The sequence below is a fragment of the Paenirhodobacter populi genome (genome assembly GCF_004022215.1).
GTDB classification, from domain to species: Bacteria; Pseudomonadota; Alphaproteobacteria; order Rhodobacterales; family Rhodobacteraceae; genus Rhodobacter; species Rhodobacter populi.
In genome coordinates, this window is sequence record NZ_SAUZ01000041.1 from 1 (window position 1) to 20107 (window position 20107).

The 20107-nt window shown below is 64.8% G+C and carries 20 protein-coding genes and 1 pseudogene; 11 read left to right on the forward strand and 10 right to left on the reverse strand.

Going from position 1 to position 20107, the window contains the following annotated elements:
* The 4 genes and pseudogenes from D2T30_RS21350 to D2T30_RS21365 all read right to left on the reverse strand — a co-directional run.
* A pseudogene (locus D2T30_RS21350) lies at nt 1-952 on the reverse strand (Mu transposase domain-containing protein); the annotation flags it as partial.
* 212 nt (nt 953-1164) lie between these two features.
* A complete protein-coding gene (locus D2T30_RS21355) occupies nt 1165-2442 on the reverse strand; it encodes an acid phosphatase (protein ID WP_128210455.1) in 1278 nt (425 codons plus the stop codon).
* A 212-nt stretch (nt 2443-2654) separates the two neighbouring features.
* Nucleotides 2655-3893, reverse strand: a complete 1239-nt coding sequence (locus D2T30_RS21360) for an MFS transporter (protein ID WP_128210456.1) — start codon at nt 3891-3893, stop codon at nt 2655-2657.
* A 301-nt stretch (nt 3894-4194) separates the two neighbouring features.
* Nucleotides 4195-4806 (reverse strand): glutathione S-transferase family protein, encoded by a 612-nt coding sequence (locus D2T30_RS21365; protein WP_128186131.1) that lies wholly within the window; start codon nt 4804-4806, stop codon nt 4195-4197.
* A gap of 86 nt (nt 4807-4892) precedes the next feature.
* On the opposite strand from D2T30_RS21365, the gene ftrA reads away from it, so the two are divergent.
* Complete coding sequence (ftrA, locus tag D2T30_RS21370) at nt 4893-5870, forward strand: transcriptional regulator FtrA (protein WP_128186129.1); 978 nt, start codon at nt 4893-4895, stop codon at nt 5868-5870.
* On the opposite strand, the gene D2T30_RS23455 is transcribed toward ftrA, so the two are convergent.
* Complete coding sequence (locus D2T30_RS23455; protein WP_241649178.1) at nt 5828-6412, reverse strand: DJ-1/PfpI family protein; 585 nt, start codon at nt 6410-6412, stop codon at nt 5828-5830. The two genes, ftrA and D2T30_RS23455, sit on opposite strands and share 43 nt — an antisense overlap.
* Nucleotides 6413-6485: 73 nt before the next feature.
* Between D2T30_RS23455 and D2T30_RS21380 the strand changes: the two genes are divergently transcribed.
* The 5 genes from D2T30_RS21380 to D2T30_RS21400 all read left to right on the forward strand — a co-directional run bounded on the left by D2T30_RS21380 (nt 6486) and on the right by D2T30_RS21400 (nt 10595).
* A complete protein-coding gene (locus tag D2T30_RS21380) occupies nt 6486-6851 on the forward strand; it encodes a MerR family transcriptional regulator (RefSeq protein WP_128186127.1) in 366 nt (121 codons plus the stop codon).
* A gap of 270 nt (nt 6852-7121) precedes the next feature.
* Nucleotides 7122-8147: an IS110 family RNA-guided transposase gene (locus D2T30_RS21385; protein ID WP_128186125.1), complete on the forward strand. Its 1026-nt coding sequence runs from the start codon at nt 7122-7124 to the stop codon at nt 8145-8147.
* Between the two features lie 852 nt (nt 8148-8999).
* The gene (locus tag D2T30_RS21390) at nt 9000-9335 is read left to right on the forward strand and encodes a DUF736 domain-containing protein (RefSeq protein WP_128210457.1); all 336 of its coding nucleotides are present in this window, start codon (nt 9000-9002) and stop codon (nt 9333-9335) included.
* Between the two features lie 319 nt (nt 9336-9654).
* Nucleotides 9655-9894 (forward strand): hypothetical protein, encoded by a 240-nt coding sequence (locus D2T30_RS21395; protein ID WP_241649177.1) that lies wholly within the window; start codon nt 9655-9657, stop codon nt 9892-9894.
* Complete coding sequence (locus D2T30_RS21400) at nt 9894-10595, forward strand: nucleotidyl transferase AbiEii/AbiGii toxin family protein (protein ID WP_206613047.1); 702 nt, start codon at nt 9894-9896, stop codon at nt 10593-10595. The genes D2T30_RS21395 and D2T30_RS21400 overlap by 1 nt, the downstream gene beginning before the upstream one ends.
* A 1102-nt stretch (nt 10596-11697) precedes the next feature.
* Here D2T30_RS21400 and D2T30_RS21405 read toward each other — a convergent pair.
* Nucleotides 11698-11919 carry a hypothetical protein gene (locus tag D2T30_RS21405; protein ID WP_128186119.1) on the reverse strand — a complete coding sequence of 74 codons (222 nt, stop codon included), beginning with the start codon at nt 11917-11919 and terminating at the stop codon, nt 11698-11700.
* Between the two features lie 255 nt (nt 11920-12174).
* On the opposite strand from D2T30_RS21405, the gene D2T30_RS21410 reads away from it, so the two are divergent.
* A complete protein-coding gene (locus D2T30_RS21410; protein WP_128210458.1) occupies nt 12175-12579 on the forward strand; it encodes a DUF2177 family protein in 405 nt (134 codons plus the stop codon).
* Here the strand turns inward: D2T30_RS21410 and D2T30_RS21415 are convergent.
* From D2T30_RS21415 to D2T30_RS21425, 3 genes are read right to left on the reverse strand one after another with little or no spacing between them, the layout of a single operon-like run.
* Nucleotides 12560-13309 carry an SDR family NAD(P)-dependent oxidoreductase gene (locus D2T30_RS21415; protein ID WP_128186115.1) on the reverse strand — a complete coding sequence of 250 codons (750 nt, stop codon included), beginning with the start codon at nt 13307-13309 and terminating at the stop codon, nt 12560-12562. The two genes, D2T30_RS21410 and D2T30_RS21415, sit on opposite strands and share 20 nt — an antisense overlap.
* A gap of 4 nt (nt 13310-13313) precedes the next feature.
* Complete coding sequence (locus D2T30_RS21420; RefSeq protein ID WP_128210459.1) at nt 13314-13946, reverse strand: ChrR family anti-sigma-E factor; 633 nt, start codon at nt 13944-13946, stop codon at nt 13314-13316.
* Nucleotides 13943-14506 (reverse strand): sigma-70 family RNA polymerase sigma factor, encoded by a 564-nt coding sequence (locus tag D2T30_RS21425; RefSeq protein WP_241649176.1) that lies wholly within the window; start codon nt 14504-14506, stop codon nt 13943-13945. The genes D2T30_RS21420 and D2T30_RS21425 overlap by 4 nt, the downstream gene beginning before the upstream one ends.
* A 234-nt stretch (nt 14507-14740) precedes the next feature.
* Between D2T30_RS21425 and D2T30_RS21430 the strand changes: the two genes are divergently transcribed.
* Genes D2T30_RS21430 through D2T30_RS21445 form a run of 4 tightly spaced genes read left to right on the forward strand, consistent with a single transcriptional unit; the run spans nt 14741 to nt 19372 of the window.
* On the forward strand, nt 14741-16021 hold the full coding sequence (locus tag D2T30_RS21430; protein WP_241649175.1) for an NAD(P)/FAD-dependent oxidoreductase: 1281 nt from the start codon (nt 14741-14743) through the stop codon (nt 16019-16021).
* A gap of 3 nt (nt 16022-16024) precedes the next feature.
* A complete protein-coding gene (locus D2T30_RS21435; RefSeq protein WP_128186109.1) occupies nt 16025-16810 on the forward strand; it encodes a DUF1365 domain-containing protein in 786 nt (261 codons plus the stop codon).
* Nucleotides 16807-17967, forward strand: coding sequence for an SAM-dependent methyltransferase (locus tag D2T30_RS21440; RefSeq protein ID WP_128186107.1), 1161 nt, complete (start codon nt 16807-16809; stop codon nt 17965-17967). The genes D2T30_RS21435 and D2T30_RS21440 overlap by 4 nt, the downstream gene beginning before the upstream one ends.
* Nucleotide 17968: 1 nt before the next feature.
* Nucleotides 17969-19372 carry a cryptochrome/photolyase family protein gene (locus tag D2T30_RS21445; protein ID WP_128186105.1) on the forward strand — a complete coding sequence of 468 codons (1404 nt, stop codon included), beginning with the start codon at nt 17969-17971 and terminating at the stop codon, nt 19370-19372.
* 312 nt (nt 19373-19684) lie between these two features.
* Here D2T30_RS21445 and D2T30_RS23800 read toward each other — a convergent pair whose 3' ends face one another.
* Nucleotides 19685-19921 carry a Rid family hydrolase gene (locus D2T30_RS23800; protein WP_241651367.1) on the reverse strand — a complete coding sequence of 79 codons (237 nt, stop codon included), beginning with the start codon at nt 19919-19921 and terminating at the stop codon, nt 19685-19687.
* Nucleotides 19922-20107: the final 186 nt, after the last annotated feature.

The window sequence follows — 20107 nt, forward strand, 5'->3', positions numbered from 1 at the left end:
GGTAGGGATAGCAGTCGAGGTCCAGTCGTGGCGGTCGGCGTTCCACCCGGCATAGGAGAAGATGCTTCACCACATCGAAGCTGAGCGCCCCCATCCGGAGGGCCTGCGTTACAGCGACACGCAGATCGGCAAGCTCGAAGGCCTCCAGGAGCCGCAGGACCTGGACATATTCGCGCCGCCCCTGTCGGTTCATCCGCACCTCCATCAGGCGGCGCAAAGTGGCGAACTCCTCCGGCAGGTCCCAGCCCTGCAACGGCGCCGCCTGATCCAACGCATTGATCTTCTGCTCGATCAGCGGAAGGTAATGGATCGGGTCGAAGACGAGTTCGTCGCGATCCCAGCACCGGGCATGGCGGGCGATCACCTCGCCCCGGCAGCCGATCACCACCTCATGGATATAGCCCCGGATCCAGACATCCTGATGGCCGTGCGCGACCGGCACCGAGTAATCATTGGTCTTGTAGCGCACCAGAGATTGCGACGAGACCCGACCGTTGTCCTGATCGCAGGCATCGAACGGCGCGGCCGGGAGGGGGCGCATCGCAGCAAGGTCACGTTGCAATCTCTCACCGATCGTCTCGCTTTCGCCGCGCAGGACTTCGCGCTGACGCTTGCGGCATTGCTCCTCCAGCCACAGGTTGAACGCGTCCCAGGTGGCAAACTCAGGCATTGGCACCATAAAGTTGCGCCGCGAGTAGCCCACCAGTCCTTCGACATTCCCTTTGTCGTTGCCCTTGCCCGGACGGCCGTAACGATCCCGGATCAGGTAATGTGACAAAAATCCGCTGAACAGCGAGGCGCGTTTGCGCGTTCCGTCCGGCAGAATCTTCGCCACCAGGCACCGGTCGTTGTCGTAGAGCACAGACTGCGGAACCGCGCCGAAGAACGCGAAGGCATGGATATGGCCATCCACCCAGGCCTCGGCCACTGCTGCGGGATAAGCCCGGACGTAACTAACAGGCATCTGCTACCAGAACATCCCGGAGGAGGTCCTGCCCGCAGATCTGGACTAAAGTTTGGTCATGTCCCTACGAGAACGTCCATTCGGAACGATGAAATGATCCGCAGGATCATGCTCATTCCGATACGGGGCAGCCTGGATGAATCCTTCAAGATGCCGCCGCGACCGGCAGGGTCGCGGCGGTGGAGAATGGAGCCCGGCCGTCATTTGGCCAGCGAGGCTTCGTGCAGGTCGATGCGCTGCCAGAAGCCCGATGCCGGATCGGTTGAGTCGAGCGGATAGCCCGAGTCGATCGCCGTCTGCTTCAGGATCTCGCGCCGTTCCTCGGCGGAGCGGTTCGGGAACAGCGTGGCGAGCAGAACCTCCGCGCCCTCGGGCACATCCATCGCGACGCCGGCCTCGCCGCTCTGTGGCAGGTCATAGGTCATGGTGAAGTTGTAGAACTCCCGCATCGGCGCCGCGGCCCAGGGATCCGCGGCGGTCATCCCCGCTGCCGCGCATTGCGCGATCGTGGTGCCGCATTCCTTTTCCAGCGCCGTGCGCAGTTCCTCGCGCGCTTCGGAGAACAGCTTCTGATAGGCCGGGTCGTTCAGCAGTGCGCTGACGTTGCGTTCCACCACCATGCGGCTGCCCATCACGTCGAGCGGATAGTGCACGCCCAGGACGACACGCGAATAGCCGTAGCCCGCCGCGCGGTCGACCAGCGCGGTGAACCGCTCGGGCAGCATCTCAGCCAGCAGCAGCGCATCGGTATAGCCGGTGTTGGTATGCCCGCTCGGGAAGGCACCGGCGGTGGCGGTATAGGGCTCGCCGGTCCTGGTCACGGCGTTATCGGGAACCAGCCGGATCGTGTTCTGGTCGATCAGGAAGGGGCGCGGATAGTTGAAATAGCTCTTCGCTGCGGAGGTGCTGACCTCGCTCATCTTGATCAGCGCGGCGGCCTTGCCGATCTCGCCGTTTTCATAGGCGGTGAGGAAGGCATGGCCGAGCTTGGGACCGAGCGCCTCGGGCAGGAAGAACAGGTAGGAGATGCCATCCGCATCATACAGCGCATGGTCCTGCTGGGCGGGGGCGGCACCGTGGTTGATCTCGGTCACGGTCATCTCGGACCGGGCAAGCTGCCAGCGCGGCAGGACAGTGAAGGACGAAAGCACCTTGATGTCGGCGTCCTGATACTCCTTGACCGGGATCTCATAGCCGCTTGCCTTGAGCCAGTCGGTATCGGCGTAGGGCGCGCCCTGTTTCGCCTTGTCGACGTTCTCCTGCGTCAGCGGCGCTTTCGCCGAGGCGTCCAGCGCCGCGATCAACCCCTTGGTCGCATCGTCGAGCAGTCCGCGATAGGCCGGGTCGGCATTGGCCGGGGTGACGGTATCCGCGACGGGTGCGATCTGGGCCGGCGCGACGGCCTGCCAGGCGAGAGCGGGCGACACGGCAAGCAGCCCCGCAACCAGTGCGGTGCTGATGGTCAGCGAATGTTTCATTGGAGGGTTTCCCACGATATTGTGCGATGCTTGGACGCTAGGACTGGAATATGACAGTTCTGTTGCGCAATGCGGCACACACGAACAGGTGATCGGCGGTGGCATCGCAGCCGGGCTACGGGACGTTCACCTCATGGATCGGGTTCGAGCCTCTTCACGCGGTGTCGAGGTCGGGCGTGGGCGGTGAGTGTCACTTCGATCCTGTCAAACGGTCATGAGGTTGGAACACTCGCCTCGGGTAATTCCCGCAGTCTCGGCACGCGGGAGGCGATGATCACCAGAAACTGAATCAGGAAGCAGCCGACCGCCGCCGTCAGGCACGCCGCCACACCATGATGGGCGGCGATCACCGCCCCGATGGCCGCTCCGATGGGGCGCGCCCCGAATGTCGCCGTCATGATGAAAGCCGAGACGCGGCCGAGCATGGCGTTCGGTGTCACAGCCTGCCTCAGTGTCATGGTTGATATCGTCCACAGGATCGGGCCTGCGCCGAACAGGAAGAAGCTCAGGCCCGCCATCCATACCGATGGCAGCCATAGCGTCAGCAGCATGATGACCGCCGCGCCGAAGCCGCCGATCGGACCGAGCAGGATCGTGGTTCCGAAAGAAACTCGGCGGGCAAGGGCGGGGGCGATCACGGCCCCGAGGATCATGCCGCCGCCATAGATGCCCAACGTCACCCCGACCTCTGCCGCGGTCATGCCGAGGTTTTGCACCGCATAGGCGACATAGATCGCCTGAAGGATGAACCAGCCGGTGTTGAAGAAGATCGCAGTCACAAGAATGGGCCGCAGGAGATCATGGTGCAGGATGAAACCGGCACCTTCCTTGAGATCGTGGGTCAGATCGCGCTTCTGTTTCGGCAGGATTTCTTCGCGGGGAAGGCCGGCGAGATACAGGACCGCCAGCAGCGAAAGAACGGTCGCCAGCGCATAAGCGGCGGGCGCGCCGGTCCAACCCACAAGCGCGCCGCCGAGCGCCGGACCGGCGGTGTAGGCGGCGCTGCGGGCAAGCTCCAGCCAGTGATTGGCGGCCGCAAGCTGCGCGCGCGGAACGAGCGACGGAATGAGGGCAGGGGCGGCGACGCTGTAGCAAACCGTGCCGATCGCCCCGAGGAAACCGAGCAGGGCCAGAAGGGGCAGGTTCAGGGCGCCAGCGACAAGGAGCGCGACGATCGAAGCGAGCGACAGCGCACGCAGCAGCTCCGATCCCACCATGAGCGACCGCCGCGATGCGCGGTCCACCACGAGACCGGCCGGAATGGAGAGCAGAAGAAAGGGCAGCGTCTGTGCGGTCTGCAGCCATCCGGTCCCGGACGGGCCAGCCGACAGCAACAGAACGGCAGCAAGCGGAGCCGCCGCGAGCGCGATCTGTTCGGAGAATTGAGCCAGAAGATTGGACCAGCCGATGCGATGGAAGCTGGCGGGGAGGGAGGGCGCGGACGTATTCAACGATAGCCTCTTGGGATGGATCACCGAGGCAGATCAATCCTTTCCGCGCGTCGAAACCACCCGGATCCTGCTCTTAAACGCGCGAAAAACGCTGGTCGCCACAGTGTTTCGGCTGGGCAATCCCCGATCCGGGTCGCCCTGTCATTGAAAACGCGTATGGAGGAACGGATAGACGCACCTCGCGCGCCATCGGACCAATCTGGCGCAGATCATGATCGAATTCTTGCATCTGCCCGGAGAAAGGGAGGTGAGAAACGGGTCCCCCGGTCGAGTGTATTCCTCGGCTCAGACGTCTTGGTCATCAGCGGAAAGGAAAGCGCAGGAATGCTCCGGTTTCCTCAGCGCGCGTCGAAAGCCCGTCAAGCGCTGGAAAGGAGCCGGCCCGGACCATCTCGGGCAGCATCTCCCGCACGAAGCGGAAGGCGACGGCGCTGGTGATATCCGCCTGCAGCATCCGTGGGCCGAAAATCCACGGCGTTGTGGTTCCGATTTCCTGATCCAGCAGGCGCAGCGCCGCGGCGAGCTGGCCCTGAACACGGTCGATCCAGGGCGCGTGACGCTTTTCCGGCGGGCGCAGGTTGTGCTCATACACGATCTGCACCGCCTTTTCGCAGGCGGCCAGCCCAAGGCCGATGATCCGCTGCGACTTGGCGTGATCGCGGATGCCCGCCGGCGCGAGTGGAACATCCGGCGCCAGCAGCGCGGCATGTTCCAGGATCAGCGTCGACTCCATCAGCACGATCCCCTCATCGGTGATCAGGGTCGGTGCCTTCACCACCGGGTTGATCGCGGCAAACGCCGCGAACCCCGAGAACACCGAGATTGGATCGTGCTCGAACGTCAGACCCTGCTCCGCCAGCGAAATGGCAACCCGTCGCACATAGGGCGAATCCAGCATGCCGATCAGTTTCATCGCAGCCTCCTGTCTCTGATGCGCGGGATAGTGACGGTCGGCAGCCGGGATTGCCAGCGGCCGGATCGGCCATTATCACAAGGATCATGCCAAAGCACCCCGAGCACACCGTCGCCATTCTGGCCTATGACCGGCTCTGCACCTTCGAGTTCGGCTGCGCCTTCGAGGTTTTCGGCCTGTCCCGGCCGGAGATGGGCGAAAGCTGGTATCGCTGCATGACCGTCGCCGCGGAGCCTGGCCCGATCCACGCGGCAGGCGGATTGCGGGTCGAACCGGATGGCGGTCTGGAGTTGCTTCCCCGGGCGGATACGGTTGTCCTTCCCGGTTGGCGGGGCGTGGACGAGCCCGCGCCTGCCGGGCTGCTGTCGGCCTTGCGCGATGCCCATGCGGCGGGGGCGCGGATCGTTTCGATCTGCGGCGGAGCCTTTGTGCTGGCGCAATGCGGGCTGCTCGACGGGAAACGGGCCACGACGCACTGGCATCACGCCGCGCGGCTCGCCACCCGGTTTCCGAAGATCACGGTTCTGCCGGATGCGCTTTACGTCGATGAGGGGGCGGTGATGACCTCGGCCGGCAGTTCGGCGGGGCTCGATCTGTGCATCCATCTGGTGCGCCGCGATTATGGCGCACAGGCCGCGAACAGCGTGGCGCGGCGTCTGGTGATCGCGGCCCACCGCGATGGCGGCCAGTCGCAGTTCATCGAGCGCCCCCTGCCGACCCCCTCGGGCACGCATGTCGCGGGACTGCTCGACAGGATCAGGGCGCATCTGGACGAGGACTGGAGCATCGCGCGCATGGCGGCAGAGGCGCATGTCAGCCCGCGCAGCATTCAGCGTCATATCCGCGATGCGACCGGGTTGGCGCCGGGGGAATGGCTGCTGCGCGAACGGCTGACACTGGCAAGGGAGCTTCTCGAAGGCTCCACGCGCTCCATCGGCGAAATCGCCGCGCTCTGCGGTCTCGGCAGTGCGACGAACTTCCGCGAGCATTTCCGGGCGGCGATGGGCCTGCCGCCCTCTGTCTATCGCGCAAGGTTCCCGGCCGGGGCTGTGGCAACCGGATGAAAGGGGAAGGACGACCGGATCAGGCCTGCGCCGCGCTGATCCGGTCGAGGATGGCCGCGCGCGCGTGCCGTGATGGCACCAGATCTTTCCCGGGCCGCGGAAAGCACGGCGACAGGCGCGGTCTCCGGGGTTCCCGCCTGAAACGGCGGTGCCGGGGCGTATTCGAGCGACAACTGCACGGTTTCCGCCTCGGCCTGCCCGAGCAGTTCGGCGATCACCGCAAGCCCGAAGTCGATCCCCGAAGTCACTCCGCCCGCCGTGATCAGTGGGCCATCCCGCACGACCCGCCCCTCGACCGGAATGGCGCCGAAACGGGCAAGGAAATCATGCGCGTTCCGATGCGTCGTCGCCCGTCGCCCGCGCAGCATCCCCGCCGCGCCTTCCGCCCATCGCCGGTAAAGTCTGCGCAGGCTTTCGCCCGGCAGGTGGCACAGGTCGGCCATGTTCTCCTCCATCGCCGCCTTGGCGATGCGGTTCGGGATGATCTGACCGTTCGGCAGGTGAAGCGGCTGGAACAAGGGGGATTGGGGCGTATCCGGCATGCGGCGCGATCCTTTCTTGTCGTGTCGCATCGGGATATAGGGTTTGAACCTAGGTTGAAGGTTAGGGGGCAGAATGAAGATCGGCGAGATTGCCAATGCGGCCGGAGTGACGACCTCGCGCATCCGGTTCTACGAAAAGCGCGGCATCATCGCCCCTGCCGCGCGTGGTCCGAACGGCTATCGCGATTACCCCGAGGACCTGATCGCGCTCCTGCGCTTCATCGAACAGGCGCAGGGTCTGGGTTTCACTCTGCGTGAGATCGCCAGCGTCGAGGTCCGCTCCGGCCCGCATCCGATCTCCTGCGCGGAAGCGATCGGTCTGCTGGCCGGGAAACGCGACGCGGTCGATGCGCTGATCGCCGAGGCCGAGGAGCGCAAGCGCCGGATCGACAGTCTGATCTCGGAACTGCAGAAGAGCCAAGCCAAGTCGGAGAACTGAGGTCAGATTCGGCCGAGGCTGTGTCAAAACTTGCGTTTGTGACAGCGCTGCAGAATGAAATTCCTCCGGGGACTTCTGTTAGGCCATTTCGTAGAATTATATTCTCCAGTGCGCTGCGGGAACTGAGTTTTGACACATGGTGTAATCGCGGGAGCGCGTCGCCCCGAACCGTAGTGCCTTGCGGATTTTAAGCCGGTGGTTGTTCTCCGCCAGGATGCAGATACGGGCTCATGATGGACACCGGGCCCAGACATCGGATGGAGAACAACCATGTGTGACAATACCGGTCTGGACGTATCCCTGAAAGAGACGGCGATTTCCGTGCGCCGGGACGGCCAACGGGTCTGGCGCGGCAAATGCGCCTCGGATCCCGGCGCAATTGCGGCGGTTCTGCGGCGGCGCGCGCCAGAGGCAAAGCGGGTCGTGTTCGAGACCGGCCCGCTGTCGGTCTGGTTCTTTCATGCCCTCAGCGCCGAAGGGCTTCCGGCGATCTGCATCGACGCAAGACATGCCAAGGCCGCGCTCGACATGGCGCCGAACAAGACCGATGCCAATGATGCCGACGGCCTGGCCCACCTGGCCGAGATCGGCTTCTACCGCAAGGTCCGCGTGAAGGGTTACGACAGTATGCTGGTGCGCACGCTGGTCGCGGCCCGCCGGCGCCTGGTTCGGGTCTCGACCGAGCTTTCCAATCAGATCCGCGGACTGATGAAGACCTTCGGGCTGATCGTGCCCGGAGCAAAAGGAGGCCGGTTCGAAGCCGAGGTCCGGCGACTCCTTGCCGGGCATCGCGGTCTCGAACATGTCCTGCTGCCGCTGCTGGAGGCCTGGATCACCGTCCGGGGTCGCGCCGCTGAACTTGGGCGCCAACTGCTGGACCTCGCCCGGCGCAGCGAGGCCTGCCAGCGGCTGATGTCTATCCCCGGCATCGGAGCGATCACCGCGACGTCTTTCATCACGGGCATCGAAGATCCAGAGAACTTCCGGAAGTCCCGATCTGTCGGTGCCTGGCTCGGGCTGACCACGCGCCGTTACCAGTCCGGCGAGGTCGATTATGACGGACATATCTCGCGACGTGGCGATGCCCATCTGCGAGGTTTGCTCTATGAGGCCGCGACCGTGGTGCTGACCCGCACCAGTGCCGACAGCGCGTTGAGAACGTGGGGGTTGAAGCTGCGTGAACGGATCGGATTCAAGCGTGCCGCCATCGCTGTCGCGCGCAAGCTGGCCGTCATCATGCATGCGATGCTGAAATCAGCCCAGACCTTCCAGCGGCAAGCCGAACCAATGGTTTGACCCGCAACCGAGACGCATCGGCCTTTCGACGCGACCGAGGCGTCCCTGCCGGAACGTGACCAGAACCATCCCGCCGAGGCTGTTGCACCATCCGCTGCGTCCAGGTCGATGCATGGGCTTCACACATTGGAGGGTTCTTCGCGAAGCCCCACCATGCGGCGGCAAATGCCGACCGCGAAGATGACACTGTTCCCGGCACACGATGTCCCGCACCAAGCAGAAAGGTCTTGCAAAATGACATGCGATTAGATGACAACCTCGTCCCATGGCCGCCGGTCAGGGACAACTTTACCGCGGCGGAATTTTTCCGAACTGACACTTCTCTCCGGACCAGGCATTGCCTTTGGCCTGCCCCCTGTGACGAATGTCCTGGTGATGCCGGGCAGGGGGGCGGTCCGCGAGGTTCCTGGCACAGGGTGCGGCATCTCCCGAACCCGGTTTCCGCATGGACGGAACGGTGGCTTCACCCGCGGCGGTGGGGGGGGATGGACGCAGCTCGCTGGCAGCCCGGCGGGCGCGACGATGTGCAGGTCTTTGCCTGGCGGAACACGGAAGTCGCAAGGTTGCGTCATTGCGCTCCCTCGATGCGGCTGACCCTCTGCCGCCCTGTGTGGCCTCTGCAATGGGCTGATCTGCCCGAAGACCCGCGGCTTCGACGCAATGGCGACGTCAGAACTTTCTTCCCCTGGCGGCCGCTCGCGGCCGCCATTCCTCGCGGAAGACAAGAAAGTTCCTCCTGTGCCATCAGGCCCGCCGGGTAGGCCCGGCGGGTGCGTCGACCACGGGCATCGGGCGGACGATCGCCATCGAGGCCGCACGGGGCGGCCCGAAATCGCCATCGAGGAGAACATCATGGCTACCATCGGCACTTTCCGCAAATCCGCCACCGGCGACGAATACACTGGCGCCGTCGCCACCCTGGAACTGCAGCGCAACGTGCGCATCGTTCCCGAGACCCGCGTCACCGGCGAGAACGCCCCCAGCCATCGCGTTTATGCCGGCCGGGTCGAGATCGGCGCGGCCTGGCCCAAGGTCTCGCAGGACGGCCGGCCCTTCCTGTCGCTCAAGCTCGATGATCCGTCCTTCAGCGCGACGATCTTCGCCAGCCTGCTCGACGACGAGGACAGCGCCGATGGCTACAGCCTGATCTGGTCCCGCCCGCAGCGTCAGACCAGCGGCGACAACTGATCTCCGGTCTCGGCCCCGTCCGGATCAATCCGGGCGGGGAAAATCATCGTGAGTTCTGTGTTGCCCGCTTCAGGGTGTAGCCATCAGCAAGCCCGTCAGAGGGCGGGACTAGCATCCAGACGTGCTCCTCCTGCATGGCAGGCAGGCACTGGCCTGAATGAAGTCGGTGATGCAGCAGGTCACTGCGCGGATTTGAGATGGAGACCCTCGGCGGCAGCGGGTTCCGACGCCGCATTGATTTATTTACGGCTCTGGACTATTTAGGAAGGGTCTCCGTCACAAACAGGTCAGGTAAATGCCGCCCGTCGTATCTCAGGTCATGGCTACTGTGAACGCGCCCTATGGCGTGGCGGTGACGCCTACCCAGCTGGCGGTCAGCATCGCCGACCCTGAGAGCGCTGTCGCCTGCGATCAGGCGGCTTTCGCGTTCCTGTCCGAAGTCTCGCCGAAGCTGCAACATGCCTTCATTGCCGAGATGGGTGTCGATGCCGGTCTGGTCGCTCTGGTGGCACACAAGTTTTCCGATCTGGCCGGTTACAGGCTCGCCCTCGCGGTCTGATGAATACGCCCAATCCGAGCCGGTGGTCTGAGCTTTTCGATCAGGCGATAGCGATCATCGACCAGGCGAATGATCTCGGCATTGGCATGGATGACTGGACCTTCGGTGGCGGCACTGCGCTGATGCTGCAGATCGGCCACCGTGACAGCCATGACATCGACCTCTTCATCAGTGACGCCCAATATCTTCCCTTTCTGAACCCGGAAACTCAGGGTTTCGATCTGACGCTTGTGCCGAGCGCCTATGAGACAGATGGAACGAGGGCGCTCAAAATCGCCTTCGACGGTATCGGGGAGATCGATTTCATTTGTTGTGCTCCGGTCAGTGCTCGTCCGAGCGAGCGCGCTGTTGTCAACGGCCGGGTAATCAGTCGGGAGACCCCCGCCGAGATCATCGGCAAGAAGATCGTCTTTCGAGGTGCAAGTCTGCAGCCGCGCGACATGTTCGACATCGCTGCGGCAGCGCATGCCCTTGGCGAGGATGCGATTGTGGAGTCGCTTCTGCCTCTCGCCGAAGCGAGCGGGGCGGCGTTGAAGGTCGCCCGTGCGATGAACCCGGACTTCGCGAAAACCATCATGGGCCGGCTGATGGCCAGACCGGACTTTCGCGACCTTCATCTGACAGCGCAGGGCATTGCATGTCGGATCCTGGAACGCGTTGCTTCTCAAGGGCACACGACGGGGGCAGGCACGCGCGAATGATGGCGTCCTCCTGAACTTCTCCTGCGTGTTTACGCCACCGGGCTTCCTCTCCACTGAGGGCGTGACCTCGCACAGGTGCGAGGCCCGGCTCTAGTCCGGGCCAAAAGAGGCCCGGACCGGAGCCGGCCGCCGTCTCCGCCCGTTCGGGTGACGATCCTCACGCGGGCCCGCGACCCTCAAGGGTGACCGTCCGCCTCGATCTCTGCCGAGAGCCATTCGTCATGGCCGGTCCCTGATTGGATCGCTCGCCGACCAGGTCCGGTCCGGAGTTCAGCCTCGCCGAAAGGGGATCAAGACGCACAGACAGGGGGTCTCCTCGTCCCGGAACAGATTTCGCGTCGGGCTTTCGCAACGGCTGTCAGCCGGCCTGAACGCGTCCCGATCCGTTCGGAGCCTGGCCCGGGCAGGAACAAGGCATCTCAGCGGCCAGCCGGCCCCTCTCCTGGATAGAGCAGTCCATCCCTCGCGATCCGTCGCTTTCCCTCGCCCGGCCGGGAGCCTCGGCAACGGGGGCATCCGATCCGCCGGGAAGATGCCAGCCTCAAAGGGCGCGGCGTGCAGGGGGGATTCGGGCAAGCCGAACGCCCCCTGCAAGGCTGACGGCATTCCCGGGTTTGAGCGCAGAGCAGAGGAAGAAAGAAGGGAACCGCCGGTTCCCCCGTCAACCAGAAAATGCTGCGCCCCAAGGGCCACCCCATCTTCCGCACCTCCTTCGTCGGTTTCTGGAGACGGGGCCCCGATCCGGGTCTGGACGAGCCAGCTTTGCACCCCGAGACGATTGCGCAGGCCGAGGCTGGGCACCTCATCGTCCCAGAGGATGAAATCCAGCGGCGTGTCGGCGGGCTGGCGGAGTGGCGTTGCGGCGGTCCGGCGCGCTGGCGGGTTGGCGGTCTGGCGTGAGGTGGCAGGCGATGGTTTTGCCATGTCGATTTGTCCCTGCTTTCCGTCAGGACAAAATCCACGCATACCCCCGGAAAGCACTCAGGACAGCGCGGAAAGCGCTTTCCAAAACCGGCTGCGTGCAAGGACAAAATCGGGGCAGTTCGGGCTAACCGCTTGAGCCAGCGGGTTTCTCGTTCAACCTTCCCGCAGGTGTGGGAGGTCATTTCCTACCCCGTTCAGTGCACACCTGACGCAGCAAGCTGCCCGTTGCCTTAAAGTCTTTGTATTTTTTTTCGGCATTTTTGGTGGTGATACTGCTCACAGTCTTCTTTTTTTTCAGTGGGTTGCGACTTTCGTGGCACGGCGTGCCACCGGGATGGCACGCCGTGCCACGGCTATTCTGGGCCATTTCCGTCTGTCTCATACGCTCGCCGTTCGTCATCGTCACGCTCCATTTCTGTTCATGCCTCTGCTGGGTCATCTGTGCCGACTGCGGCGAGAGGCCCACCGGTCGACGCGCAGTGGGTGGAAGCAGGCGTTGGATATGCTCATCGCGAGTGTCCGGTCCGGGCGCCTGACGTCATGCCGCAAAAGAGAAACCAGAGCGCAGTCGTGATGAAGAGGTTGGTCCAATGTGATCCGGATGGCTCCGGAGGCCGTAATCCTACCAGTGGAGACAAGCGGGGTAGCGAAGATCATGGGGCAGGTCATTCTTCTTTACGCCGTGACAGCTACGGCCTTTCTGGGGCTTGATATGGTCGGAATCCGCTATATCGTCCGCCCGGTATTCGAGCCGCATGTCGGGCATCTGCTGGCCTCGCCACTCCGGTTTGGTCCCGCAGCAGTGTTCTATATGTTCTATGTCGCAGGGCTTCTGATCTTCGTGTCGTGGCCTGCGCTGAAGGCGGGAGCGCCGGTTCAGGCGCTTGTGTTCGGCGCCCTGCTCGGCGCGATGTGCTATGGCACCTATGAGATGACGAATTACGCCACGCTTGCGGATTGGTCGTGGAAACAGGTGGTGGTCGACGGGCTGTGGGGCACCTGCCTGACCGGCTTTGCCGCCTGGGCCGGGGTTGCCGCCCTCAGCGGTCGCTTGGCCTGACGCCGAGGCGCGCGCTCAGGCGCAAGGAGAGAGCATAGGGCAAGGCGCGCAGGCATTTGATCGTCCATGTGAAACGCTTGGGGAAGTTCAGCTCGAAGGCGCGCCCTTCCAGCCCCCGGATGACCGCCTTCGCCGCCTGATCTGCCGTGATGATAGCGGGCATGGAGAAATCGTTCTTTGCCGTCAGCCGGGTCGAGACGAAGCCGGGACATACCAGCCTCACATCGACGCGCGGGGCCAGCTCTATCCGCAATGTCTCTGCCAGATTGTTCACCGCCGCCTTGGTTGCACTGTAGAGTTGGCCGCCCGGCAGGCCGAAATAACCTGCGACCGAGCCGAAAAGCACCAGTTGCCCGCCATCGCGCAGCAGGGGCGGCGCGAGACGGGCAACCTCGAAACTGCCCAGCAGATTTACCTTCACCAGCCTTGCAGCGGTCTCGGGGTTCAGGTCTTCGACCCGGCCCGGATCGTAAAGCGCGGCTGTGCAGATCACCGCATCCAGCGTGCCGGGCGCGATAGTCGCAACGGCATCTGTCAGGGACCCCGCCTCGGCCAGATCCAGCGGCAGAACCCGCGCATCGCCGCAGGTATCGGCCAGCGCATCGAGGGCCGCCTGATTGCGCGCCGAGAGTATCAACCGCGTGCCTTCTCGCGCCAAGGCGCGGGCCAGCGCCGCGCCGATGCCGTCACTGGCGCCGATGATCCAGACCGTCTTTCCTGCAAAGCCCATGCCGTCAGATCCTGAACAGAGGCTGCAACAGGCGCGGGATCAAGGCCCGGAAGCGCAACGGCGCATCCGTGGCGGCAAGGCATATGCAAGGACCCTCGGGCCCGGCGATCGGCTGATGGTCGATGTCGTTACGCGCGATTTCCACATCGCCGGTGCCAAATCGGCCCTCGCTGTCGGAAAAGCTACCCTGAAGGACAAGGGTCAGCTCCAGCCCGCCATGGCTGTGTTCGGGCACTGCGCGCCCCGGCGGGATATAGAGCAGCCGCAACGATCCGTCGGCATCCGCCGACAGGATCTGCTGGCGGATGCCGCCGCCCAGCATACGCCATTTCGGGGGCCGGCCATCAAGCGCCTGCATGACCGGCGCGGGAAAGATGCCCGATCCGGCAATCGGCGGCGCCGGCGGCGCATGGTCCAGCGCGGCCATCACGCGATCCTGCGCGCCCCGGCTGACAGCGGCGGGGGCGATCCGGTCGAGCAGCATGCCGCCCAGCATCTCGGCGGCCTCGGCCCGGGCCCGGCAGGCATCGCAGAGCGACAGATGCGCCGCGACGACCACGGCGAAAGGATGGGCGAGGCTGCCCGTGACAAAGGCATCGAGCAATTCGTCGGAAACGTGATGGGTTATGGCGGTCATGGCTGCCTCAGCTCGTTCAGGTCACGCCGCAAGCGTTGCAGGCCCAGCCGGATACGCGATTTGATGGTGCCGAGTGGCAGCCCGGTCATCTCGCTGATCCGGCTGTGGGGCAGATCCTCGAAATAGGCCTGTTCCAGAACGCGGGCCTGATCGGGGGACATAGCGTCGAGCGCCCTGCGCAAAAGCGCTGCCTCCTGCCCGAGAGCGAGGATCTGTGCGGCGTCGGGCTCGGACCCTTCCGGTTCCACCATCACATCGGGCTCGGGCGGTGGTTTCCGGCGGGCAAGGTCGATGCGGCGATTGCGGGCGATCCGATAGATCCAGGCGCTGGCCTCGGCCCGGTGGGGATCGAACTGGGCCGCCTTGTGCCAGACCGCCAGCATGACATCTTGCACCACATCCTCGGCGCTGCCGTCACGCAGCCCACCGCGCATCAGCATCGCCTTCAGCCTTGGTGCGAAATGCTCAAAGAGCCGCAGAAAGGCCGCACGGTCGCGACGGTCGCGAACGGCCAGCAACCACAGCGTGGGATCGGTCTGGTTCGCCGTATCGGCTTGCAAAATTCCGCGCTCCTCCGCTGTCGTCCGGGCGTGAGTACATCGCGCAGCGACGCCCGCATCGCGCTGCGTGATCACATCCTGGCTGCTGCGGTCATCTGGCATCATGGGTCGAATACGCCCGCGCGAACCAAACAGATCACCCCGCTGGAAAAAATGCAATTCCCGAGCCGGTCGGGTGATCCGATGCCCGTACGGTTGCGTAATCCTGAGCAGACGGAAATAAAGGAGGCGGACTTGCCTTTTGACCTGACGCGCGGCGCACCGCAGAAGATCGCCATCATCGGCGGCGGGATTTCCGGGCTGTCGGCGGCCTGGCTGCTGTCGGGGCACCATCAGGTCACGCTTTACGAGGCTTCACCGCGCCTTGGCGGGCACGCGCGCACCGTGATGGCCGGGCGGCGGGGGGATGTTGCGGTGGATACCGGCTTCATCGTCTTCAACTATGCCAATTACCCGCATCTGACGGCGCTGTTTCGCGATCTGGACGTGCCGGTGCAGCGCAGCGACATGAGCTTCGGCGTCTCGCTGGGGAACGGCAGGGTCGAGTTCGCGCTGCGCTCGGCCAATGCGCTGTTCGCGCAGCGCTCGAACCTGCTGCACCCGGGCTTTCACCGCATGATCCGCGACATCCTGCGCTTCAACGCCCAGGCCGCACATGCGGCGGAAGGCCGGGCGGATCTGACCATCGAAGGGCTGATTGCAAAGCTGGGGCTCGGCGCGCGGTTCCGCGACCACTACCTCTATCCCATATGCGGGGCGATCTGGTCCACGCCCGCTCATGACATCGGCGCGTTTCCGGCCGAGACCCTGTTGCGGTTTCTGGGCAACCACGCGCTGATGTCCAAAGGCGGCCAGCATCAATGGTGGACGGTCACGGGCGGCAGCGTGACCTATGTGAACCGTCTGGCGGCGGCGCTGGCGGCACGGGGGGTGGCCCTGCGCCCGGCGACCCCGGTGCGTGCGGTATCCCGGAGCGGCGCGGGGGTGACGGTCCAGACCCAGGGCGTGGGCGAGAGCTTCGACCATGTGATCTTTGCCTGCCATGCGGATCAGGCGCTCGCCCTGCTGGCCGATCCGTCAGCCGAGGAAATCGCCGCCCTCGGCGCGGTACGGTTTCAGGATAACCGCGCAGTGCTGCACTCCGACCCTGTCGTCATGCCGCGCCGCCGCGCCTGCTGGAGTTCCTGGATCTACCGCGCGGATGATCCGCGGGCCGGGCGCGCGGTAGGCGTCAGCTACTGGATGAACCGTCTGCAATCCCTGCCCGAGGATGATCCGCTCTTCGTCAGCCTCAATCCCGGCGCCGTGATCGACCCGGCGCGGATCTATGACGAGACCACCTTCCGCCATCCGGTTTTCGATCAGGCGGCAATCGACGCGCAGGCCCGGCTGCGGGCCATGCAGGGCGCGCGGCAGACATGGTTTGCGGGCGCCTGGCTGCGCAACGGCTTTCACGAGGATGGGTTCGCCAGCGCCGCGCGGATCGCGCGGCAGCTGTTGCCCGCAAAGGTCTAGGCGATGACCGGCGGGCTCGTGTCCCATCTGGCGGCCGGCGGGGTGTTTCACCTGACGTCGGATGTGGCCCATGCCCGGCGCGGCGCGGCGCGCCATGCCTTTCGCTATCGGGTCGATTATCTGCTGCTGGCGCCCGAGGCGGTTCGCCCGCGAGGACTCTTCCGTCTGGGACGGTTCGGCCTTTTCAGTTTCCGCCCTGCCGATCACGGGGGCCGTCGGGGGACGGGTACGGGTGCCTCCTGGGCCTGGGAGGTGCTTGCGCAGGCGGGGCTGTCGCGGGACGAGACGATGACCATGACGCTGATGGCGCAGCCGCGCTTTCTGGGTTTCTGGTTCAACCCCGTCAGCTTCTGGATGGTCCTGCGCGGCGACGACCTGCTCGCCGTGATCGCCGAGGTCAACAACACCTTCGGCCAACGTCATTCCTATCTGTGCCACAGGCCCCGTTTCGCGCCGATCCGGGCGCGGGACCGGCTGCGGACCGACAAGGCGTTTCACGTCTCGCCCTTTCAGGACATTGCCGGGTCCTATGAATTCCGTTTCAGCGTGAGCGCGGCCGACATTGTCGTGGGGATCCGCCATATCGACCGCGACGAGGGGCTGGTCGCCACGATGCGGGCCAAGCCGCGGCCCCTGCGCCAGAGCGGGCTGCTTGCCGCCGCCCTGCGCCGCCCGGGCGGCGCGCTGCGCATCCTCTCCCTGATCTACTGGCAGGCACTGCGCCTGCGTCTCAAGGGGGTCGTCTATCGCCCGTTGCCCCCGGAACCGCCCGAGGAAATCAGCCGATGAGCCTGCTACAGAACCGCTTTCTCGCCTCGCTCGAAGGCATCCGATACGGGCGGCTGAGCCTGACCACACCCGAGGGTCACCACCACCGGTTCGGAGCCGACGGTCCCGAGGCCGTGCTCCATATCGGCAACTGGGCGTTGCTCTCCGCGCTGGCGCGGCGCGGCGATGTGGGCTTTGGCGAAAGCTATGTTGCGGGCCACTGGGACAGCCCGGATCTCGAGGCGCTCCTGACCCTCGCCATTCGCAACCTCGATCATCTCGGCGGACAAGGCAGGCAGGGATGGCTTTCCGGCCTGCGGTTTCGCCTGACCGACAGGCTGCGCGCCAATTCGACAGCAGGTTCCGTGCGCAACATCCGCGCGCATTACGATGTCGGAAACGAGTTCTATCACCTCTGGCTGGATCCGGGGATGAGCTACTCCTCGGCCCTCTTCGAGGGGACGGACGATCTGGAAACCGCGCAGGCGCGAAAGAACGACCGCATCCTGTCGCGCCTCGCCCCTGGCGAACGTATTCTGGAAATCGGCTGCGGCTGGGGCGGCTTTGCCGAGCGCGCGGCAGAGACCGGCCGCCACGTCACCGGGCTGACGCTTTCGCCTGCGCAGAAGGGCTATGCCGATGCCCGGCTGGACGGGCGGGCCGAGATCCGCCTGCAGGACTATCGCCGGGCGGGCGGGCAATACGACAACATCGTCTCTGTCGAGATGATCGAGGCGGTGGGCGAACGCTACTGGCCCGCCTATTTCGCCACGCTGAAAGCGCGCTTGGCCCCCGGCGGACGGGCGGTCATCCAGTCGATCACCGTGCCGGATGCGGAATTTTCGATCTATCGCAAGCGTTCGGACTTCATCCGACAGCATATCTTTCCCGGCGGGATGCTGCCCAGCCCTGCGATCCTGAGCCATCATGGCGCGCAGGCGGGGCTGGAACTGCGGGGCAGCTTTTCCTTCGGGCAGGATTATGCCCGCACCTGCCGCATCTGGGCCGCGCGCATGGCCGAGGCCGCGCCACGCATTCGCCGCTACGGATATGACGAGGCATTCCTGCGCTGCTGGCGCTACTATCTGGAAGGCTGCGCTGCGACCTTTGCGACCGGGCGAACCGATGTGGTGCAGGTCGAATACAGCCATGCCGACGGCGCGGCGCGGGCTGCCTGAGATGCCTGTACCCGCGATCCTTTGGCTCTGCCGCGATTTCCGCTTCGACGACAACGCCGCCCTGGCGGCCGCACGGGCCGAGGGCCCGGTCCTGCCGGTTTTCATCGTCGATGCCGCGACGCGGGCGCAGGGTTCGGCCAGCCGATGGCGGCTCGGGCGTGCCCTTGCGGCCTTCGATGCGGCATGGCTGACCCGGACGGGCGAGCATATCACAGTGCTCGAGGGCGAGGCGGCCGATCTCTTGCCCGGTCTGGCGGGCCGCGTCGGGGCGCGTTCCATCCATCAGAATGACTGGCCCACACCCGCCTTGCGTGCCGTTCAGGCAGCTCTCCGCCGCGCGCTTGGGCATGGCCCGGTTCGGCTGCACCTGCATGAAGGCCATTTGCTGATCCATCCCGCGCGGGTAAAGACCGGCGCTGGCGGCAGCTATCGGGTTTATACGCCCTTTGCCCGCGCTGTTCGGCTGGCCGGGCCGGATCGGCCCCTTGCCGCGGCCGGCGCCCTTTCGGCGCTGCCTGCTGTCGGCGTTTTGCGGGCGGAGCATCTGAACCTTGCGCCGGACATGTATCGTGGTGCGGTGGTTCTGGCCGAACATGGTCTTCCCGCGGGCGAGGCGGCGGCCTTTGCGCGGTTCGATAATTTTCTGGACCGTGCGCCAGAATATCCGACCCATCGAGACCGCCCCGATATCGACGCGACTTCGGGCCTCTCCGAACATCTCGCTTTGGGCGAGATCAGCCCACGCCGCATCTGGGCCATCGCCGGGCTGCAGGCCAAGGTCGAGCCGGCTCTCGCGACAGGGGTAGAGAAATTCCTGTCCGAACTGCTTTGGCGCGAATTCTCCTGGCATCTGCTGCTGGCCTTTCCGCAGATGCCCGAGATACCCTGGCGTTCTGGATGGGCGGCGTTTCCCTGGCTAGGTTCAAACCCCGAGGCACAGGCCTGGACCCGCGCGGAGACCGGCATCGCGCTGGTCGATGCGGGGCTCCGTGAGATGCGGGTGACCGGGCGAATGCACAATCGCGTGCGTATGGTGGTGGCGAGTTGGCTGACGAAACATCTGCTGACCGACTGGCGGATCGGTCTTGCGCATTTCGAGGACAGCCTGACCGACTGGGACCCGGCGGCGAATGCGATGAACTGGCAATGGGTGGCGGGCTGCGGGCCTGACGCCTCGCCGTTCTTCCGTATCTTCAACCCGGAAAAACAGGCCGTCAGCTTCGATCCCGACAGCCGCTATCGCAACCACTGGCTCTCTGGTATGGGGGCGCAGGCCTTTGCCGCGACGCTGCCATCCTCCCGGGCCGGCGCGACCAAATGGAAAAGTGCAGACACCGCGCCGCTTCTGGCACGGGGCCGCACCCGTGCCCTTGCCGCGCTGGAGGCGTTCAACCGGGATCTCTGACGGGGTTCAGGTGCACCGCAGCTGAGCGATCGACGATGGCAGAAATGTCCGCATAGATTCATCGTCGACCGGGCCTTCGCCGCGCCAGGTCAGGGCGGCAGCTTTCGGAAATGCGGACTCGCAGCGAGAACTGTGCCCGACCGGCAGGATTGGCCGGGCGCGTCGGGTACGACATTGCGCCACGATGCCATTGAACAACGCACCGAGCAGACTCGGTTCGTGCCATCACGGGACAGTCGCAGCGACTGGACGTCAGGCATCTCAATGCGGTCAGCTGTTGCACGATGACGATCAGCCTTTCGTGCCCCCGGTTCATGGAACGCGGGCGATAACCTTGATCTCGACATCAAAACCCGCAAGCCAGTTCACCCCGACGGCAGTCCAGGTCGGATAAGGTGCCTGCGGGAAAACCGCTTTTTTCACCTCCATGAAGGCCCCGAACTGCTGCTCCGGGTTTATGGTGCGATGAAAAGCTCTCTTCGCACCATGAGGCTCCAGTGACTTAGGCTTGTGCCATTCAATTTCAGCTTTGCTCGAAGCGCAGCTCATGTCGCTTTGACCGGGCTGTATAACGCTGAGTGGAAGCTATCGCGAGGGCTGCAATCCGCCGGTGACCGGCAGCTACGAGCCGGTCCTCGTCGACCCGCAGGGCGGGCGGCCAAGTTTCGGCCGCGCCCAGCTGCCGACTTCAGGCTCGTAATATGTTCGGTCAGCCAAGGCTTTGTGTCCAGCAGG

Coding starts and splice junctions, on each gene's coding strand:
- D2T30_RS21355 (WP_128210455.1), bottom strand. CDS start 2,442: ATGAAACATTCGCTGACCATCAGCACCGCACTGGTTGCGGGGCTGCTT.
- D2T30_RS21365 (WP_128186131.1), bottom strand. CDS start 4,806: ATGAAACTGATCGGCATGCTGGATTCGCCCTATGTGCGACGGGTTGCC.
- ftrA (WP_128186129.1), top strand. CDS start 4,893: ATGCCAAAGCACCCCGAGCACACCGTCGCCATTCTGGCCTATGACCGG.
- D2T30_RS23455 (WP_241649178.1), bottom strand. CDS start 6,412: ATGCCGGATACGCCCCAATCCCCCTTGTTCCAGCCGCTTCACCTGCCG.
- D2T30_RS21380 (WP_128186127.1), top strand. CDS start 6,486: ATGAAGATCGGCGAGATTGCCAATGCGGCCGGAGTGACGACCTCGCGC.
- D2T30_RS21385 (WP_128186125.1), top strand. CDS start 7,122: ATGTGTGACAATACCGGTCTGGACGTATCCCTGAAAGAGACGGCGATT.
- D2T30_RS21390 (WP_128210457.1), top strand. CDS start 9,000: ATGGCTACCATCGGCACTTTCCGCAAATCCGCCACCGGCGACGAATAC.
- D2T30_RS21395 (WP_241649177.1), top strand. CDS start 9,655: ATGGCTACTGTGAACGCGCCCTATGGCGTGGCGGTGACGCCTACCCAG.
- D2T30_RS21400 (WP_206613047.1), top strand. CDS start 9,894: ATGAATACGCCCAATCCGAGCCGGTGGTCTGAGCTTTTCGATCAGGCG.
- D2T30_RS21405 (WP_128186119.1), bottom strand. CDS start 11,919: ATGACGAACGGCGAGCGTATGAGACAGACGGAAATGGCCCAGAATAGC.
- D2T30_RS21410 (WP_128210458.1), top strand. CDS start 12,175: ATGGGGCAGGTCATTCTTCTTTACGCCGTGACAGCTACGGCCTTTCTG.
- D2T30_RS21415 (WP_128186115.1), bottom strand. CDS start 13,309: ATGGGCTTTGCAGGAAAGACGGTCTGGATCATCGGCGCCAGTGACGGC.
- D2T30_RS21420 (WP_128210459.1), bottom strand. CDS start 13,946: ATGACCGCCATAACCCATCACGTTTCCGACGAATTGCTCGATGCCTTT.
- D2T30_RS21435 (WP_128186109.1), top strand. CDS start 16,025: ATGACCGGCGGGCTCGTGTCCCATCTGGCGGCCGGCGGGGTGTTTCAC.
- D2T30_RS21440 (WP_128186107.1), top strand. CDS start 16,807: ATGAGCCTGCTACAGAACCGCTTTCTCGCCTCGCTCGAAGGCATCCGA.
- D2T30_RS21445 (WP_128186105.1), top strand. CDS start 17,969: ATGCCTGTACCCGCGATCCTTTGGCTCTGCCGCGATTTCCGCTTCGAC.
- D2T30_RS23800 (WP_241651367.1), bottom strand. CDS start 19,921: ATGAGCTGCGCTTCGAGCAAAGCTGAAATTGAATGGCACAAGCCTAAG.